The following is a 17215-nucleotide window of genomic DNA, read 5'->3' as shown; positions in this document are numbered from 1 at the left end:
GGAAAGATAGCCACACACCTCGGCAACGGCACGTCATTTCGGGGCGCGGATTGCCAGACATGCCCTAGCCTGCGCTCATGCGGGTCGATGAGTATCTGACGTACGACGCCACCGGGCTGGCTCAGCTGGTCGCTGCCAAGGAGGTGACCGCGGCCGAGGTCCTGGCCGCGGCGCGGGAGCGGGCGGAGGCGGTCAACCCGCGGATCAACGCGATCGTCGCGGACATCCCCGAGGCCGACGACCAGGTCGCCGGCGACGGCCCGAGCGGGCCGTTCGGCGGGGTGCCGTTCCTGGTCAAGGACCTGGCGCAGGAGTATCGGGGACACCCGACGACCTACGGCTCCCGGTCGCTCGTCAACGATGTTGCCGAGGAGCACTCCTACTTCACCCAGAGCGCCCTGGACGCCGGTCTGGTGATCTTCGGCAAGACGAACACCCCGGAGTTCGGGTCGAAGGGGATCACCGAACCGGAGCTGTTCGGCGCCGCGCGCAACCCGTGGAACACCGACCACACGCCCGGCGGCTCCTCGGGTGGCTCCGGGGCCGCGGTGGCCGCCGGGATCGTCCCGGCCGCCGGCGCCAACGACGGCGGCGGGTCGATCCGGATCCCGGCGGCCTGCAACGGCCTGGTCGGGCTGAAGACCACCCGCGGGCTGCTGCCGCTGGGTCCGCAGAGCCTGGATGCCTCCAACGGCTTCGTCGTCCAGGGCGTGGTGACCCGCACGGTACGTGACGCGGCCGGCCTCTACGACGCCCTCATCGGTGACCGGCCGATGGCGATGATCCACGCGCCGCATCCCGGCGCGTCCTTCTCGGAGGACATCGCGGCCGCGCCCCGCAAGCTCCGCATCGGGTTCACCTCGACGTCCTCGATCACCGCCCCCGACCCGGAGGCGATCGCGGCCGTCGAGGATGCGGCCAAGGCTCTCGAAGCGCTCGGCCACGAGGTCGAGGAGGTCGAGGCGCCCTATGACGCCGCCGAGCTCGGCCGCGACTTCCTCACCATCTGGTTCGCCTCGGCCGCCGCCGAGGTCGCCGAGGCCAAGCTCCGGGTGGGGGCCACCAACAAGGACTTCGAGGCCGACACCCTGGCCGTGGCCGAACTCGGCCGGGCCGGGGGAGTCGTCGCCGTCGAGCTCGCGCACATCAACCGCCGCAACCACGTACGCCGCCTGAGCGCGTTCCACGAGACGTACGACCTGCTGCTGACGCCGACGCTGGCGAAGCCGCCGCTGAAGGTCGGGCAGCTGACCACGCCCAAGGCGCTCCAGACCGCGGCACGGGTGCTGCACAAGGTGCACGGCGGGCGGGTCATGCGCGCGACCGGGATGATCGACCAGCTGGTCGACGAGAACCTCGGCTGGGTGCCCTACACCCAGCTCGCCAACATCACCGGGCGCCCGGCGATCTCGGTTCCGACCTACCGGACCGCAGCCGGACTGCCGCTGGGCATCCAGCTCTCCGGGCAGCTCGGTGACGACGGCCTGCTGCTGCAGGTCGCCGCCCAGCTGGAGCAGGCGAAGCCGTGGGCGGAGGCCGGCCCAACTCTCTGAGGCCGGCGCTCTGAGACGGGACCTGACGCCGGACCCGATACCGGCGCCGTGAAAGAAAATTTCCTTTCCCGCACGAACCTCCCGTCGGAGCGGCAGTATCGGGGTATGACACCGTCTCCGGACATGCTCATGACCTCTCGGCGCACGCTTCTCGGCGGCACCCTGAGCGGAGTCGCGATGACTCTCCTCGGTGGTGCAGCGGTGGCCTCGACCCCGGAGGACCCGACCAAGGCGACCAGGACGCTCGCCTCGCTGGCCGGTGGGCCACCGACGATCACGCCGGAGGAGCTGACCTTCACCCCGCGCACCGTCCTGCGGCCCGGCCACGCGCGCCAGGTCGGCCTCGACCCGGCGCCGATCGCGAGGATCCGCACCGAGCTGACCCGGTTCCTCGCGCCGACGACGGAGAATCCCGCCCACCCCCTGTACGCAGGGGCTACCGCGATCGCGGTCAAGGACGGCGTCATCGTCGCCCACGAGAGCGTGGGCAAGGCGCTCAGGTACGGCCTCGACGGCACCGCCGTCGTCGAGCTCCCGGCCGAGCAGCAGGTCGCGGCCGGGCTGGACACGATGTGGGACATCGCCTCGATGTCGAAGCTCTTCACCACGACCGCGATCCTCCGGCTGATGGAGCAGGACAGCATCGACCTCGAGGCGCCGGTGGTCACCTACCTGCCCGAGTTCGCGCCGCACGGCAAGGACGCGATCCTCGTACGTCACCTCCTCACCCATGTCTCCGGTCTGCTCGCCGGCCCGTCGCCGTCGCTGTGGGCGGGCTACGACACCTATGAGGAGCGGGTCGCGGCGATCATGGACACGACCCCGACGCACGCACCCGAGCAGGTCTACCGCTACTCCGACATCAACCTGATCACTCTCGGGCTGCTGGTCGAGCGGCTCTCGGGGAAGAAGCTCGACGTCTACGTCCGCGACCACATCACCGCACCGCTCGGGATGCGCGACACCATGTACAACCCGCCCGCCGACCGCCTCGACCGCGTCGCCGCCACCGAGTACCAGCCGTGGGCCGGCCGCCCGATGATCCGTGGCGAGGTGCACGACGAGAACGCCTGGGCGCTCGGCGGCGTGGCCGGTCATGCGGGCGTCTTCTCGACCGCGGCCGACATGGCCAGGTTCGGCCAGATGTTCCTCAACGGCGGCGTCTACAACGGCACCAGGATCCTGGAGGAGGACACCGTCAGGCTGAGCCTGCGCGACTACACCGGCGCCCAGTTCCCCGGCAGCTCCCGTGGCCTCGGCTGGGAGCTCGCCACGACCTGGTACCACGGCCCGATCTGGTCCCCGGTCTCCTTCGGTCACACCGGCTACACCGGCACCAGCATCGTGATGGACCCGATCGGTCACCAGCTCGTCGTGCTGATGACCAACCGCGTCCACCCCAGCCGCGACTGGGGCAGCAACAACCCTTCCCGTCGCGCCGTCTCGGATGCGCTCGGGATGGCCTCGGCCGTGAGGCCGGCGAGGGGACGTACGTCATGGTTCTCCGGGCGCACGAACGCGAAGAAGGCCACGCTCGACGTGCCGCTCGCGGCCACCGACGGCGCGAGGCTCCGCTTCGACTATCGCTTCGACACCGAGCCGCGCTTCGACTTCGGCCGGCTGCAGTACTCCACCGACGGCACCACCTTCAGCCCGCTGCCCTGGACGCTCGAGGGTGGCGACTGGAGCTGGGAGACCAGCGAGGCGGTCAACGGGTACGGCGGTCGCCGGTGGCTGTGCGGACGCGCCGAGCTCCCGGACGGCACGACCGCGGTGCGGTGGACCTACGAGACCGACTCGTCCTCCCAGGGGCGCGGGATCCACCTCGACGGCATCGTGATCAACCAGGGGCGACGTACGTTGTTCGACTCCTCCCGACCCGCCGACGAGGCACGTATCGTCACCGACGGCTGGGCCCTCAGCGATCGGTGACACATCACCGATAGCCTCGGCGCCATGAGCGAGCGCCAGCGAGTGACCATAGGCCTCAGGCCGCTGTTTCGGTATTCTTTGCTTTCCTATACCGAGGCGGTGGCATGAGCCAGCCGCAGCAGCCGAACCCGTTCCTGGTCAACCAGCTCCGCGACGAGACCGACGCCAAGGCGCTCATCATGAAGGCGGCCGAGTCGAGCTCGGCGGGCGCGCCGCGGGGGATCCTGGATGCGATCCGCGACAAGCTCGTGGACCTGGGCCCCGAGCTGGTCGCGGTCTCCCACGACCTCGCCGAGCACCCCGAGACCGGCTTCGAGGAGCACCGGAGCTCGGCCGGGCTGGCCGAGTTCGTCGAGGCTCACGGCATCGAGGTGGCCCGCGGCGCCTACGGCCTCCCGACCGCCCTCTACGCGTCGGCCGGCGGCACCAAGGAGGGTCCGACGATCGCCGTGCTCTCCGAGTACGACGCGCTCCCCGGCATCGGCCACGGCTGCGGCCACAACCTGATCGCCACCGTCGGCGTGGGCGCGTTTCTGGCCATCGCGAGCGTGATCGACCGCCTCGGTGGCCGCGTGATCTGGCTCGGCACGCCCGCCGAGGAGGGCGGTGGCGGCAAGGAGCTGATGGCGCAGAAGGGCGCCTTCGACGGCGTCGACGCGGCGATCATGGTCCACCCGTTCACCTACGACAGCTCGGAGCCGGTCTTCCTCGGTCGCAGGCAGCTGAAGGTGACGTACGTCGGGGTGCCGGCGCACGCCTCCATCCAGCCGTTCATGGGGCGCAACGCCCTGGACGCGGCCAACCTGCTCTACACCGGCGTCGCGCTCAACCGGCAGCAGATGCCGCCGACCGACCGGGTGCACGCGATCATCACCGACGGCGGTCTGCGCCCCAACGTGATCCCGGAGCACGCCTCGATCCAGTTCTACGTACGCTCCGCCTACCCCGAGACCCTCAAGATCCTCTCCCAGCGGCTGGAGGAGATGGCGATGGGTGCGGCGCTGATGACGGGCTGCGGTGTCGAGTTCAGCTGGGACGAGTCACCGGTCTACCTGCCGATCCGCAACAACAGCGGGCTGGCGCAGGCGTGGAACCGCCGCTACCAGGAGCGCAACCACACCGTCCTCGCGCCCGGCGTGGTCCCGGACCTGCTCGCCGGGTCCACCGACTTCGGCAACGTCTCCTTCCGGGTCCCCGGCCTGCACGCGATGGTCAAGATCGCCGAGCCCGATGTGTCGCTGCACAGCCGCGAGTTCGCCGCTGCCGCGGTCACGCCGTACGCCGACGAGGTGCTCGTCGATGCCGCCTACGGTCTCGCCGGGGTGGCTGCCGACTATCTCTCCGACGCGAAGCTGCGGGAGACGGTCCGCGACGAGTTCGAGGAGGCCGGCGGGGCGGTGGACGTTACCGAATTTTTTGGCTGAAGCGGAGCCCGAAGCGAAATATGCTGCTGATCAACGGTTGGTGACGATTCGGCGGCGGTAATCCGGTTACCACTTCCCAATCAGCACCCGAAGGGGCATCGTTCCCTTCGTCGATCACTGAGATGGGGAGCCAGCAATGCCTCGTAACACCCGAAAGCTTCGACCCGTCGTGGCCGTTGCCGCCGTCGCTCTCGCGGCCGCCGCAGTCGCCACCCCGGTCGGGACCGCATCCGCCAAGCCGGGCAAGCATCTGGTCGATGTCCAGCTGCTCTCGTTCAACGACTTCCACGGCAACCTCGAGGCGCCGTCGGGTTCGAGCGGGCGTCTGGTCACCGGTCACCACATCGACCCGGCCACCGGTGCGCCGGTCGACGAGACCGTCAACGTCGGTGGCGTGGAATACCTCGCCTCCCACCTGGCCGAGGCCCGCAAGGGTCACAAGCGCTCGCTGACCGTCGCCGCCGGTGACCTGATCGGCGCTTCGCCGCTGCTCTCGGCCGCCTTCCACGACGAGCCGTCCATCGAGGCGCTCAACAAGCTCGGCCTGGACGTGACCTCGGTCGGCAACCACGAGTTCGACGAGGGCTACAAAGAGCTGCAGCGCATCGCCAAGGGTGGCTGCATCGACGACGGTGACGGCGAGGACAACCAGAACTCTTGCGCCGCCCACGAGTACGACGGCGCCGACTTCGACATCCTCGCCTCCAACGTGGTCGAGGACGCGAGCGGCAAGACGATCCTGCCGTCGTACGCCATCAAGGAGGTCGACGGAGTCAAGATCGGCTTCATCGGCATGACCCTGGAGGGCACTCCCGACATCGTCACCGCCGAGGGGGTCAAGGGCCTCACCTTCAAGGACGAGGTCGAGACGGCGAACGCGCTCGTGCCCAAGCTGAAGAGCAAGGGCGTCAAGGCGATCGTCACCCTGATCCACGAGGGCGCCAACCTGCCGAGGGAGAAGTGGACCGACCCGGCCACCGGCAAGGTCTACGACGTCAACGCCAGGTACGACTACACCTGCGAAGGCGGCGGCGAGCTGGTCGCGGGCTCGCCCATCGTGCCGATCGCCGAGAACCTCGACCCCGAGATCGACATGCTGGTCACCGGCCACACCCACAACCCCTACGTCTGCGACGTACCCGACCCCAACGGCAAGTCCCGCCTGGTCACCTCGGCCTCGTCCTTCGGTCGGCTCTACACCGAGACCAACCTGAAGTACGACCTCAAGAAGCGCGACATCGTGCGCTCCTCGGTCAAGGGGTCCAACCTGCTGGTCACCCGCGACGTGGCCAAGGCCCCGGAGCAGACCACGCTGATCAACACCTACAAGGAGCTGGTCACCCCGATCGCCTCCCGGGTGCTCGGTTCGATCTCCGGTGACATCACCCGCACCGCCAACGCCTCCGGCGAGAGCGCCCTCGGTGACCTCATCGCCGACGCCCAGCTCGCCGACCAGTCGACGGTCGTCAACGGGCAGACGCCGGTGATCGCGTTCATGAACCCGGGCGGCATCCGCGCCGACCTGACCGCGGCCAACTCGCCCTACGGTGAGGCCGTCGGTGACGTCACCTACGACGAGGCGTTCACGGTCCAGCCGTTCAACAACTTCATGGTCTCGCTGACCATGACCGGCCAGGACATCTACGACCTGCTCACCCAGCAGGTCACCGGCGCCAACGCCGCGTCCCACAAGATCCTGCAGGTGTCGGAGGGCTTCTCCTACCAGATCAGCCCCTCGGGTCCCGTCGACGGTTCGGTCACGCTCAACGGTCAGCCGATCGACAAGGCCGCGTCCTACCGGGTCGTGACCAACAACTTCCTGCAGGGCGGCGGCGACGCGTTCGCGGCCTTCACCAAGGGCACCGACCCCTACTACGGCGGCCTCGACATCGATGCCTTCTCCGCCTACCTGGAGGCCAACTCGCCCTACACCCCGGGCCCGCTCGACCGCATCACCGGGACGCACTGACGAAGATCCGTTCGTACGCAGCGGGCCCGACCAGCTCTGAGCTGGTCGGGCCCGCTGTGGTATCGGCGTGCTGTCGAGTCAGTGCGATCCGGCGAGCACCGCGTCGTCCGCTGAGTCGTCGGCCGCCTCCGGCCGCGACCTGGGGATGAGGAGCACGATCAGAGCACCGACTCCGGCTGCCAGCGCCCCGATCACGAAGCAGAGCTGGAACGCGCCGGCGGTCGGGATCTCGGGTGCGCCCGGAGCGAGGACGATGGTCCGGCTGGTCAGCACGATGGCCATCACAGCACCGGCGACCGTCGTCCCGATCGAGCGCATCAGGCTGTTCAGCCCGACGCTCGCGGCGGCCTCGGCGGCCGGGACGTTGCCCAGGATGAGCGTGGGCATCGCGGCGTACCCGATCCCGACGCCTGCCGAGGCGACGCAGGAGGCGAGCATGAGCTGCCAGGGCGCGTCCATCAGGAAGACCGCGACGACGTAGCCGGCGGCCAGGACCACCGCGCCGATCGCCATCGTGCCGCGTCCGCCGATGCGGGTGAGCAGGCGGGAGGAGACCGGGGTGAAGAGCATCATCATCAGACCGGCCGGTGCCATCCACAGGCCTGCCTGGAGGATGGTCTGGCCCAGGCCGTAGCCGGTGGCCTCTGGCATCTGCAGGAGCTGCGGGACCACGATCGACTGCGCCATCATGCCGAAGCCGATGAGGACGGCGGCGATGTTGGTGAGCAGCACCGGCTTGCGTGCGGTGGTGCGGAGGTCGACGAGCGGGTCGTCGTGGCGCAGCTCGAACCAGCCCCAGAGCAGCAGGATCACGATGCCACCGATGATCATGCCGAGGGTCTCGGGCTGGTCCCAGCCCCAGTCGTTGCCCTTGGAGACGCCGACCAGCACGCCGACGAGGCCGGCCGCGAGCCCGAGCGCGCCGATGATGTCGAGGCGACCGGGGTGCGCGTCGCGAACGTGCGGGACGACGGCCGTGGTCAGCAGGGTGACGATGGCGGCCAGGGTCGCGGAGACCCAGAAGAGGGTGTGCCAGTCGAAGTCCTGGGCGATCCAGGCGGCCAGCGGCAGGCCGAGTGCGCCGCCGACGCCGAGGGTGGCGCTGACGCCGGCGACCGCGGTGTTGCGCAGGTGCTCGGGGGCGATCTCGCGGACGAGGCTGATCGCGACCGGGATGTAGCCCATCGCCATGCCCTGGAGGACGCGGCCGACCAGGACGGGGCCGACGGCATCGGAGAGCGCGACGATGACGGAGCCGACGACCAGCACGATGCCGGAGATCACCAGCACGGGCTTCTTGCCGTAGAGGTCCGCGAGGCGGCCGGTGACGGGCATCGCCACACCGCCGCCGAGCAGGGTGGCGGTCAGCACCCAGGACGCGGTGCTGGGCGTGGTGGAGAGCAGCTCGGGGAGCTCGCTCTGGATCGGGATGACCAGTGACTGCATCAGCGCGGCGCAGAGGCTGCCGAAGCAGAGCACCATGATGACGGCCACGGCGCCACCGGTCGAGCGCATGGCCGGCTCGCGGGTGGTGGACGGGGAGGAACTCAAGACACACCTCTGATGTGTAATCTACATATTGACGTATGTATGCTACACATCATGAGGTCAGAACGACAATGCCTGGAGATGTGATGCCGTCCACAACGCCCTCTGCCGAGGACCCGCTCTTCAGGAAGATCAGCTCGGAGCTGACCGCCGATCGCCGTCTGGCTTCCCTGGTCGGGCGACTCGAGGTGCACCGCCGTCTCGCCGAGGACCGCAGTGCGCTCAACCAGGCCGACGGACGCCTGCTCTGGTTCCTCTCCGACGGCCGGCCGCGTACGCTCCGCGAGATCGCCGACGGGCTCAACCTCGAGCAGTCGACCGTGAATCGGCAGGTGAACGCCGCTCTCTCCGCCGGCCATCTGCGGAGGTTCGCCGAGCAGGGGCGTTCGGCCCGATTGATCGAGCCGACCGAGGAGGGGCTCGCGGTCTATGAGGCAGCCTCGGCGCGGGCGCTGGGAGCCTATGCGGACGGGCTGGCGGCTCTGGGGGAGGAGTCCGAGAAGTTCCTCGAGCTGCTCGAGCGCTTCGTGGGTGTCTACGGTGAGGCCGTACGGGAATGACGATCGCCCAGGAGGGGTGTGGCGACCGAGGCTGCCGAGGCGATACGTACCTCGGGGATCCCGCAGGCACGTAAGCAGGTCGAGGCGATGGCGGCGGCGGTCGCGTCGTCGATCGGCATGCCGCTGCCGCGGAGGCTCGTGGTGACCTCGACCAGATGCATGAGCATCTCGCCGAGATGGCCCTGCTCGGCTGCTTCGGCGACGCCGGGCGCTGCGGCCCGGGTGGCGATCCGCCCGTAGGCCTCGGCGAGCTCGGCGCGAACACTGCGAAAGGCATCGAAGGCGTCGCTGCTGGTCACGTCAGGATGAGTGGCCAGCATGCCGATGTTGTCCGGCGCTTCGGCGAGCGTGTGGATGTCGACGAGGGCCAGCAGGTAGAGCGCTTCCTCGGGACTCGTGGACGCGGTCAGCTGCTCGATCTGGTCGACCCGATCGACGGTGGGGCGGACGGAGCGCTCCAGGAGCTCGGCGAGGATCTCGTCCTTGCTGGTGAAGTGGTAGTAGAGCGACGCCTGCCTGATCCCGACCCGGTCGGCGATCTCCCGCGTCGAGGTGGCCGCGAAACCCTTGGTCACGAACAGCTGCGCCGCGGCATGAAGCACCTGCTCGCGCGGTGGGGCAGCCGCGTCCGAGGGGACGAGGCGCGGTCGTCCGGGGTGGGTTCGTCGGATGCTCATCGAGGCCCTGCCTTCCTGTCGACGTCGACCCCGCATCCATTGGAGCATAATATTTTGATCCTGCCAATCATGATGTGCATCTGGACGTCAGGTATGCCCATCGGGCACGATGGTGGTTCCGATCCGTAGAAGGAGGATGTCGCCGTGCCCCGCCCCAACCGTCGAGCCCGTGAAGCACTGACCGAGGCGCTCCGGGAAGCCCGCCGTGCCGCCGGCCTGACCGGGGCCGGTCTGGCGGATGCGCTGGGCTCGGGCTGGTCCCAGCCCAAGGTGTCGAAGATCGAGTCGGGTCGACAATCGGTCTCCGAGGCCGAGGTCCGTGCCTGGGCGGCCGCGGTGGGTGCCGACCGGGAGATGCTGCTCGCGCTGCGCGCCCGCGCCGACCAGGAGCATGCCGCGTTCCGTGACGCTCATCCGGCCGGCGGCGATGCGGAGCAACACCAGGATGCGTACGCAGCGACCGAGGTGGCTGCCAAGGTCCTGACCAGCTACCAGCCGCACAGCGTCCCCGAGCTGTTGCAGACCCCCGGCTACGCGCGTGCCCTGTTGGCGTTGGCGGGTGGTTCGCGTGACCGAGACGGCGTTGCCGAAGAGGTCTCCCACGTGATCGCGGCGCGGTTGCGTCGCTCGGCGATCCTCTACGAGCCCGGCCGGACGATCACCATCCTGGTCGGCGAGGCCGCCCTCCACCACCTGGTGGGCTCGCCCGAGATCATGCATGCCCAGATCGATCACATCGCCAATCTGGCGACCACCACCCAGGCGAGGATCGGGATCGTTCCCTTCGAGAGCTTCCCTGTCCTGGTCCAGCACGGCTGGGACCAGCGCGACCGGATCGTCACCCTCGAGACGAGCGCCGGCGACCTCGAGATCGCGGACCCGGTCGAGGTCGCCCGCTACGAGCGCTGGACGCAGCTCCTGCTCGAGCATGCGCTGACGGGCGAGGCGGCGGCCGAGCGATGCGCCCGGATCATCAGCGAGCGCGGAAGGTCGTCGACGCGGCCGGGCGACCTCGAATAGGACGCGGCTGCTGCTCCGGTAGACTCCCGGCGGGCCGTTAGCTCAGTTGGTAGAGCAGTGGACTTTTAATCCATGGGTCGTCGGTTCGAGACCGACACGGCCTACCAGAACAAGACCCCCGCCCGACTTCGGGCGGGGGTCTTCTGCTCTCCGGAAGCGCTCCGAAACCCGGGGGCGTACGTCCCGCTGGGCGGCCGTTTCACGGCTCTGTTGGGCAACCTTCACCGGTTCGCGCGTAAAACGATCGGTCAAGGGGGGTTCGCTCAGGCGCGTGAGTTGCTAGTGTCACTCCCGCAACAGGTGCAAGTTCCAGAAGGTCTGACGCCTGCGGAGTTTGTGATCCAACGGCGTTTCTGCTCTGTGCCCGCCCGGACCCCGGTCCGGGAACACAGGTCGGAGCGACGTGTCACCCGCCCCTGATGCGGGGTTACCGAACCTGGTGACCTCTCGCCCCGACTAAGGAGTAACGAGCAGATGGCTCAGGGCACCGTTAAGTGGTTCAACGCCGAGAAGGGTTTCGGCTTCATTGCGCAGGAGGACGGCGGCGACGACGTCTTCGTTCACTACTCTGCGATCCAGACCAACGGCTACAAGTCGCTGGACGAGAACCAGAAGGTCGAGTTCGACGTCACCCAGGGTCCGAAGGGCCCGCAGGCGGAGAACGTTCGTCCTCTCTGAAACAAGCTCAATGAGTAGCTAAGGCGATCTCGGGTTCGGCACCTGCCGACAATGATCATCTGCAACGAGGCCCCAGCCGTTCGGCTGGGGCCTCGTGGTCTGATTGGAGCCCTCTCAGGCTTCTGTGTCACGCTTGATGTGACAACTTTTGATGGTTCTTGGTGGATCAGCGCGCAGATACCCCGAGACTGGGCGATGATGTGAAGACGAGTCTTTTCGAGCGTGACCTGAGGAGGTGGCGGGCGTGGCTGATCAGTTCGATGTGACGCTGGAAGATCCCGAGCTGCTCCTCGAGGTCGAGCTCACGACCAACCTCATCGTCGCCGCCAGCGAGTCCGAGGATCACCTCTCCCAGGACGAGATCGACCGCATCCTCGGGATCATCCCCTAAAGACGTCAGCAGGTCGCGAAGAGCAGCGGCCCGTTCGCGAGGTCGGAGAGCACGGGCGCGCCGTCCTTCGGCCGCAGCTGCATGGTGACGACCTCGTCCTCGGCTGCGACCTTCCCGAGCTCGAACCGCTCGTCGAAGGTGCCGCCCTGGCCCGGCGCCGGACCGACGGCGAGCTTGGCCCGGGTGTCGGCGTTCGTACGCGCCTGGTCGTCGTTCTCGAACGACATGGCGACGCGTACGTCCCCGTTCGGCTCTGCCGCCATGGCGAAGCCCGCGATCGGGTTGATGTCGCCGGCGGCGTCGACGAGACCGTCGGCCTGGTCCTGGTCGGCGGCCGAGGCACCGCCCAGCCCGATCTCGGTGCAGGTGAAGTCACCGTCGTAGATGAACGCCGAGAGAGGGTCGCCGAGCCGGTCGGCGGCGTCGGTCATCGGCTCGTGCAGGTCCCCGTCGCCGAGGCTCTCGACCTGGTCGCTCAGGTAGCGCCGGCCGTCCGAGGCCAGGATGAGGTCGTGCTCGGGCAGAAAGGCGATGTAGGTGAGCTTCGGGCTGATCGTCGAGTCGATCCCGGAGTCGGTGAAGTCGGAGAAGGGGACCAGGGTGCCGTCCCAGACGCCGCCGTCGGCGGGGTCGTCCTCGGGGGCGGTGAACCCCATCGAGGTGAGCTGCTCGACGAGGTGATCGGCGTCCATGTCCGCGAGGTGTCCGACCATGAGCGCTCCCTCGGTCGACTGGGTGTAGAGCTCCCAGTCGAGGGTCGCCGGTGACCAGCCGAAGTGCTGCTGCAGCAGGCCGGAGGCGTCGGGAAGCACCGAGGTCGAGGTGAGGTCCTTCGTATAGGCGGCGTCGATCATCTCGTGGACCTCCTCCGGGGTGGAGTCGGCATCGAGGTCGGCGCCGACGCTCTCGCGGATGCCCGTCCAGTCGGTGAAGGAGACCCGCGTCGCCTCGGCGGGGGCCAGCCGCAGCGCCTCGTCGAGGTCGCCGCCACGGGTCGCCCACGCGCGAGCGAGGAAGATGACGAGCGCAACGACGACGACGCCCACCGCGATGGTCAACAAGGGGTGGGCGCGTACGACTCGGGATGACCGGTCGGCCCACATCCTGGGGCGACCGAGAAGCTGGGGGGTGCTGAGCATTGCGACGAACCTTAGACGAATCAGCCACCTTCTCGACATACCCTGTGCGCATGCCCGAGATACCGGCCGCCGGCGTAGTGGTTCTTCGCGAGCACGACAACCTCTCGGAGGTGGCGCTGGTCCACAGACCCAAGTACGACGACTGGTCCTTTCCCAAGGGGAAGGTCGACCCCGGCGAGACGGTCCCGGTGGCCGCGATCCGCGAGGTGCGCGAGGAGACGGGTCTGCGGGTCGCGCTCGGCCGCCCGCTCCAGCCACAGCGCTATCCCGTCGAGGCGGGGCAGAAGGTGGTCCACTACTGGGTCGGCCGCACCGCCGCCGGCGCCGACGACGATGTCGACGGCTACCTGGTCAACGACGAGATCGACGACGTCGAGTGGCTCTCGGTCGAGAAGGCGCGTACGCGGCTGACCTACCCGCACGATCGGGCGACGCTGCAGCAGGCCGAGGACGTACGCGATCCCACCACGCCCCTCGTGATCCTCCGTCACGCCTCGTCCGTCGGCCGTTCGGCCTGGTCGCGTACTGACCACGAGCGGCCGCTCGACGACACCGGACGGGCCCAGGCGGTCACGCTCGCCGGTCTGCTGATGGCCTACGACATCCGCCGGGTGATCACCTCGCCGAGCGTCCGCTGCGCGCAGTCCGTCGCGCCGTACGCAGGGCTCGCGGGCATCGTGTCCGAACAGATGAGACTGCTGAGCGAGGAGGGCGCGGACGAAGGTAGCGTGTCGGCCCTGGCCGCGGAGACCCTGCGTGACCTGGCAGTTCCGACAGTGATCTGCACGCACCGACCGGTGCTGCCGTGGGTCTTCGAGGGGCTGGGCATGCGCGACCCGAAGCTGGCGAAGGGCGAGCTGATGGTGCTGCACGTGCGCGCAGGAGAAGTGCGTGCTGTCGAGGCATCTCAGGTCTAACAGAGGCTCGAGGCCTGCCTGTTCATCTCCTGTGCCCGTAACTGACACAGATTTGCCACCGACTCTGTGTTCCTCGTTCAGGCTGTGTTCACCTTCACCGAGTTTCCCGTCCACCTCGGCTCCCTACGGTCATCGCGACAACTCCGAATCGACTGCATCATCATCAGGAGACTTGCGTGAACACCACCTCGCTGCGCCGGGCACTCGTCCCGGGCATCACGGCTGCGGCCCTTGCTCTTGCGATCAGCGCCTGCGGCGCTGCCAACGAGCAGAACAGCGGCAGCGACGGGGAAGGCACCCTCTCGGGCACCATCAAGGGTGGCGGAGCCTCCTCGCAGGAGAAGGGCCAGGCGGCATGGGTCGCCGGCATCCAGGACGCCAACCCCGACCTCAGCGTCGTCTACGAGCCCGTGGGCTCCGGCTCGGGTCGTGAGGGCTTCATCACCGGCGGCTACCTCTTCGCCGGCACCGACTCCGCTCTCAATGACGACGAGGGCGAGCTGAGCAAGGCCAAGGAGCAGTGCGGCGCCGACCCGATCCAGGTCCCGGGCTACGTCTCGCCGATCGCCGTCGTCTTCAACGTCGAGGGCGTCGACGAGCTCGACCTCGACCCCAAGACCCTTGCCGGCATCTTCTCCGGCAAGATCACCAAGTGGAACGACCCGGCGATCGCCGCGACCAACCCGGACGCCAAGCTTCCGGACAGCGCGATCACCCCGGTCCACCGCTCCGACGACTCCGGCACCCAGGAGAACTTCACCGAGTACCTCGCGGCCGCCGGCGGCTGGGCCGAGGAGCCCTCGGGTGAGTGGCCCGCCTCCATCAAGGGCGGCGAGGGTGGCGACGGCACCTCCGGCATCGTGACCGCCATGCAGGGCGCCGGCTACATCGGCTTCATGGACGAGTCCGCGGCCCGCGAGAACGACCTCGCCACCGTCAAGGTCAAGGTCGGCGAGGAGTTCGTCGCGCCGAGCGCCGAGGCCGCCTCGAAGATCCTGGCCGCCTCGAAGCCGGTCGGCACCAGCGACAGCGACCTGGCCGTCGAGGTCGCCCGAACCACCACCGAGGCCGGCGTCTACCCGGTCGTGCTGGTCTCTTACCTGCTGGCCTGCCCGACCTACGAGAACGCCGAGGACGCGGCCAACGTGAAGGGCTACCTGGAGTACATCCTCTCCGAGGAGGGCCAGGAGGTCGCCGCCGAGGAGGCCGGCTCCGCACCGCTCGACCGTGAGATCGCCGACAAGGCGCTCGACCTGGTCGGCGGCATCAAGTAAGTGCCGGTACGTCTGATCTGATCGCCGTTCGGGCGGTGGCTGCGGCCGCCGCCCGTACGGCTGTCTTGAGAACCGAAACAAGAAAGTCGAGGAATGCCTTGTGACTGTCGCCGCTGACCCCGGCGCCGACCCCGGCGTTGAACCGAAGTCGGAGCTGTCCGGCCGTGGCTCGATGGGTGATGTCGTCTTCCGAGGCCTCGCCGTCATCGCAGCCACTCTCATCATGGTGGCGCTGGCAGCCGTCTTCATCTTCCTGGGCATCGAGGGCATCCCGGGCTTCAGCGTGGACGAGCAGCACTACGCCGGCCAGGGCTCGTTCCTGGGCCTGGTGGTGCCGCTGCTGTTCGCGACCATGTACGCGGCCGTGCTGGCCCTGATCGTCGCGGTCCCCTTCAGCGTGGCGATCGCGCTCTTCATCAGCCACTACGCCCCGCGCCGGATCGCCACCCCCGTTGCGTACGTCATCGACCTGCTCGCCGCGGTCCCGTCGGTCGTCTTCGGTCTGTGGGGTGCGGTGGTGCTCGGTCCGTACCTGGTGCCGACCCATGCGTGGCTCTCCGAGAACATGGCCTGGCTGCCGTTCTTCGACGGCCAGCCCTCCGGCAACGGCCGTACGCTGTTCACCGCAGCGATCGTGCTGGCCGTGATGATCCTGCCGATCATCACCTCGATCTGCCGCGAGGTCTTCGCGCAGACGCCGCGACTGCACGAGGAGGCGGCGCTGGCGCTCGGCGCGACGCGCTGGGAGATGGTCCGCTACGCGGTCTTCCCCTACGCCCGCTCCGGCATGGTCTCCGCGGTCATGCTCGGCCTCGGCCGGGCTCTCGGAGAGACCATGGCGATCGCGATGATCGTCTCTCCGAAGGTCCTCATCTCGCTGTTCATCATCGGCACCAACAACCCGCAGACCATCGCGGCGCACATCGCCCAGGGCTACAAGGAGAGCACGCCCGACCGGCTCTCCGTGCTGATCGCGACGGGCCTCGTGCTGTTCGCCTTCACCTTCCTGGTCAACGCACTCGCCCGCTGGATCGTCGCCCGAGGGAGGGCCAAGTGAGCAGCAACATCGACCCCTCCGTGAACGACGTGGCCCAGGACGACGTCAAGCTGTCCCACGCCACGCTCCCCCGAGGTGCCCAGTGGCTGGTCGGCGTCGCCGCGGTCGCCCTGGGCGCCCTGGCCCTGGTGCTCGGTGTGGGCATCGTCGGGGCTGTCGTCATCGCCGTGCTCGGGTTCCTGATCGGCTACCCGCTGTGGGCGCTCCTGGTGGAGAACCGGCGCTCGGCCACCGACAAGCTCGTCACCGGTCTCGTGTGGACCGCCTTCGCGGTCGCGGTCATCCCGCTGATCTGGCTGGTCTACACGGTCGTCTCCAGGGGCGCCGCGACCCTCAGTCCGGAGTTCCTCACCTACTCGATGCGTTCGGTCACCGGCGACGAGCAGGGCGGTCTCTACCACGCACTGATCGGCACCTTGATCGTCACCGGCATCGCCGCGGTGATCTCGATCCCGATCGGCATCATGACCGCGATCTACCTGATCGAGTACGGCAAGGGCAACCGCCTCGCCAAGACGATCACCTTCCTGGTCGACGTGATGACCGGCATCCCGTCGATCGTCGCCGGCCTGTTCGCGTTCGCGCTCTTCACTCTCCTCATCGGGCCGGGCACGCGCTTCGGCTTCGGCGGCGGTATCGCGCTCTCGCTGTTGATGATCCCGACCGTCGTCCGATCGACCGAGGAGATGCTGAAGCTGGTCCCCGACGACCTGCGCGAGGCTGCGTACGCCCTCGGGGTGCCGAAGTGGCGCACCATCACCAAGATGGTGCTCCCGACCGCCATCGGCGGCATCGTCACCGGTGTCGTGCTCTCGATCTCGCGAGTGATCGGTGAGACCGCGCCGCTGCTGGTCGCCTCCGGGTTCAACCCGAACCTGAACACCAGCGCATTCGACGACAGCCCGATGATGACGGTGCCGGTCTTCATCTACACCCAGCTGTCCGAGGCCACGCAGAAGGGCGTCGAGTACGCCTGGGGTGGAGCACTGGTGCTCTTCATCCTCGTCATGGTCCTCAACCTCATCGCCCGTATCGTCGGCACGATCTTCGCCCCCAAGACCGGGCGCTAGGAGAAA

Annotated in this window: 15 protein-coding genes and 1 tRNA gene; 13 read left to right on the top strand and 3 right to left on the bottom strand. The window is 68.5% G+C overall.

Going from position 1 to position 17215, the window contains the following annotated elements:
• Positions 1-77 precede the first annotated feature (77 nt).
• The 4 genes from ACIRON_RS22970 (at position 78) to ACIRON_RS22955 (ending at position 6878) form a co-directional block, all read left to right on the top strand.
• Positions 78-1553 carry an amidase gene (locus ACIRON_RS22970; RefSeq protein WP_402995801.1) on the top strand — a complete coding sequence of 492 codons (1476 nt, stop codon included), beginning with the start codon at positions 78-80 and terminating at the stop codon, positions 1551-1553.
• A 123-nt stretch (positions 1554-1676) separates the two neighbouring features.
• Complete coding sequence (locus tag ACIRON_RS22965; protein ID WP_402995799.1) at positions 1677-3485, top strand: serine hydrolase; 1809 nt, start codon at positions 1677-1679, stop codon at positions 3483-3485.
• Positions 3486-3589: 104 nt separating this feature from the next.
• On the top strand, positions 3590-4909 hold the full coding sequence (locus tag ACIRON_RS22960) for a M20 family metallopeptidase (protein ID WP_402995798.1): 1320 nt from the start codon (positions 3590-3592) through the stop codon (positions 4907-4909).
• 136 nt (positions 4910-5045) lie between these two features.
• Positions 5046-6878, top strand: a complete 1833-nt coding sequence (locus ACIRON_RS22955; protein ID WP_402995796.1) for a bifunctional metallophosphatase/5'-nucleotidase — start codon at positions 5046-5048, stop codon at positions 6876-6878.
• Between the two features lie 78 nt (positions 6879-6956).
• Here the strand turns inward: ACIRON_RS22955 and ACIRON_RS22950 are convergent, their stop codons facing one another.
• Positions 6957-8429: an MFS transporter gene (locus ACIRON_RS22950; RefSeq protein WP_402995794.1), complete on the bottom strand. Its 1473-nt coding sequence runs from the start codon at positions 8427-8429 to the stop codon at positions 6957-6959.
• An 83-nt stretch (positions 8430-8512) separates the two neighbouring features.
• On the opposite strand from ACIRON_RS22950, the gene ACIRON_RS22945 reads away from it, so the two are divergent.
• Positions 8513-8986 (top strand): MarR family winged helix-turn-helix transcriptional regulator, encoded by a 474-nt coding sequence (locus ACIRON_RS22945; RefSeq protein WP_402995793.1) that lies wholly within the window; start codon positions 8513-8515, stop codon positions 8984-8986.
• On the opposite strand, the gene ACIRON_RS22940 is transcribed toward ACIRON_RS22945, so the two are convergent.
• Positions 8962-9663 carry a TetR/AcrR family transcriptional regulator gene (locus tag ACIRON_RS22940; protein ID WP_402995791.1) on the bottom strand — a complete coding sequence of 234 codons (702 nt, stop codon included), beginning with the start codon at positions 9661-9663 and terminating at the stop codon, positions 8962-8964. The two genes, ACIRON_RS22945 and ACIRON_RS22940, sit on opposite strands and share 25 nt — an antisense overlap.
• Before the next feature lie 144 nt (positions 9664-9807).
• Here ACIRON_RS22940 and ACIRON_RS22935 point away from each other — a divergent pair, with 144 nt between their 5' ends.
• The 4 genes from ACIRON_RS22935 to ACIRON_RS22920 all read left to right on the top strand — a co-directional run bounded on the left by ACIRON_RS22935 (position 9808) and on the right by ACIRON_RS22920 (position 11752).
• Positions 9808-10683, top strand: a complete 876-nt coding sequence (locus tag ACIRON_RS22935) for a helix-turn-helix domain-containing protein (RefSeq protein WP_402995789.1) — start codon at positions 9808-9810, stop codon at positions 10681-10683.
• A gap of 31 nt (positions 10684-10714) precedes the next feature.
• Positions 10715-10790 (top strand) — tRNA-Lys (locus tag ACIRON_RS22930).
• Positions 10791-11157: 367 nt separating this feature from the next.
• Positions 11158-11361 carry a cold-shock protein gene (locus ACIRON_RS22925; protein WP_045548871.1) on the top strand — a complete coding sequence of 68 codons (204 nt, stop codon included), beginning with the start codon at positions 11158-11160 and terminating at the stop codon, positions 11359-11361.
• A gap of 244 nt (positions 11362-11605) precedes the next feature.
• The gene (locus tag ACIRON_RS22920) at positions 11606-11752 is read left to right on the top strand and encodes a hypothetical protein (protein WP_008360628.1); all 147 of its coding nucleotides are present in this window, start codon (positions 11606-11608) and stop codon (positions 11750-11752) included.
• Between the two features lie 5 nt (positions 11753-11757).
• On the opposite strand, the gene ACIRON_RS22915 is transcribed toward ACIRON_RS22920, so the two are convergent.
• Positions 11758-12891, bottom strand: coding sequence for a hypothetical protein (locus ACIRON_RS22915; protein WP_402995787.1), 1134 nt, complete (start codon positions 12889-12891; stop codon positions 11758-11760).
• Between the two features lie 50 nt (positions 12892-12941).
• Here ACIRON_RS22915 and ACIRON_RS22910 point away from each other — a divergent pair, with 50 nt between their 5' ends.
• The 4 genes from ACIRON_RS22910 (at position 12942) to pstA (ending at position 17209) form a co-directional block, all read left to right on the top strand.
• On the top strand, positions 12942-13808 hold the full coding sequence (locus ACIRON_RS22910) for an NUDIX domain-containing protein (protein WP_402995785.1): 867 nt from the start codon (positions 12942-12944) through the stop codon (positions 13806-13808).
• A gap of 176 nt (positions 13809-13984) precedes the next feature.
• Positions 13985-15082 (top strand): phosphate ABC transporter substrate-binding protein PstS, encoded by a 1098-nt coding sequence (locus tag ACIRON_RS22905; protein ID WP_402995783.1) that lies wholly within the window; start codon positions 13985-13987, stop codon positions 15080-15082.
• A gap of 100 nt (positions 15083-15182) precedes the next feature.
• The gene (gene pstC / locus ACIRON_RS22900) at positions 15183-16139 is read left to right on the top strand and encodes a phosphate ABC transporter permease subunit PstC (RefSeq protein WP_402995781.1); all 957 of its coding nucleotides are present in this window, start codon (positions 15183-15185) and stop codon (positions 16137-16139) included.
• The gene (pstA, locus tag ACIRON_RS22895) at positions 16136-17209 is read left to right on the top strand and encodes a phosphate ABC transporter permease PstA (RefSeq protein WP_402995779.1); all 1074 of its coding nucleotides are present in this window, start codon (positions 16136-16138) and stop codon (positions 17207-17209) included. The genes pstC and pstA overlap by 4 nt, the downstream gene beginning before the upstream one ends.
• Positions 17210-17215: the final 6 nt, after the last annotated feature.

Origin of the sequence: Nocardioides sp. NPDC101246 (genome assembly GCF_044767415.1) — a bacterium.
Lineage (GTDB): Bacteria > Actinomycetota > Actinomycetes > Propionibacteriales > Nocardioidaceae > Nocardioides.
Note: the sequence above shows the minus strand (reverse complement) of the source record. Positions and strands in the feature narration are given on the sequence as shown.

Coding starts and splice junctions, on each gene's coding strand:
- ACIRON_RS22970 (WP_402995801.1), top strand. CDS start 78: ATGCGGGTCGATGAGTATCTGACGTACGACGCCACCGGGCTGGCTCAG.
- ACIRON_RS22965 (WP_402995799.1), top strand. CDS start 1,677: ATGCTCATGACCTCTCGGCGCACGCTTCTCGGCGGCACCCTGAGCGGA.
- ACIRON_RS22960 (WP_402995798.1), top strand. CDS start 3,590: ATGAGCCAGCCGCAGCAGCCGAACCCGTTCCTGGTCAACCAGCTCCGC.
- ACIRON_RS22955 (WP_402995796.1), top strand. CDS start 5,046: ATGCCTCGTAACACCCGAAAGCTTCGACCCGTCGTGGCCGTTGCCGCC.
- ACIRON_RS22945 (WP_402995793.1), top strand. CDS start 8,513: ATGCCGTCCACAACGCCCTCTGCCGAGGACCCGCTCTTCAGGAAGATC.
- ACIRON_RS22940 (WP_402995791.1), bottom strand. CDS start 9,663: ATGAGCATCCGACGAACCCACCCCGGACGACCGCGCCTCGTCCCCTCG.
- ACIRON_RS22925 (WP_045548871.1), top strand. CDS start 11,158: ATGGCTCAGGGCACCGTTAAGTGGTTCAACGCCGAGAAGGGTTTCGGC.
- ACIRON_RS22915 (WP_402995787.1), bottom strand. CDS start 12,891: ATGCTCAGCACCCCCCAGCTTCTCGGTCGCCCCAGGATGTGGGCCGAC.
- ACIRON_RS22910 (WP_402995785.1), top strand. CDS start 12,942: ATGCCCGAGATACCGGCCGCCGGCGTAGTGGTTCTTCGCGAGCACGAC.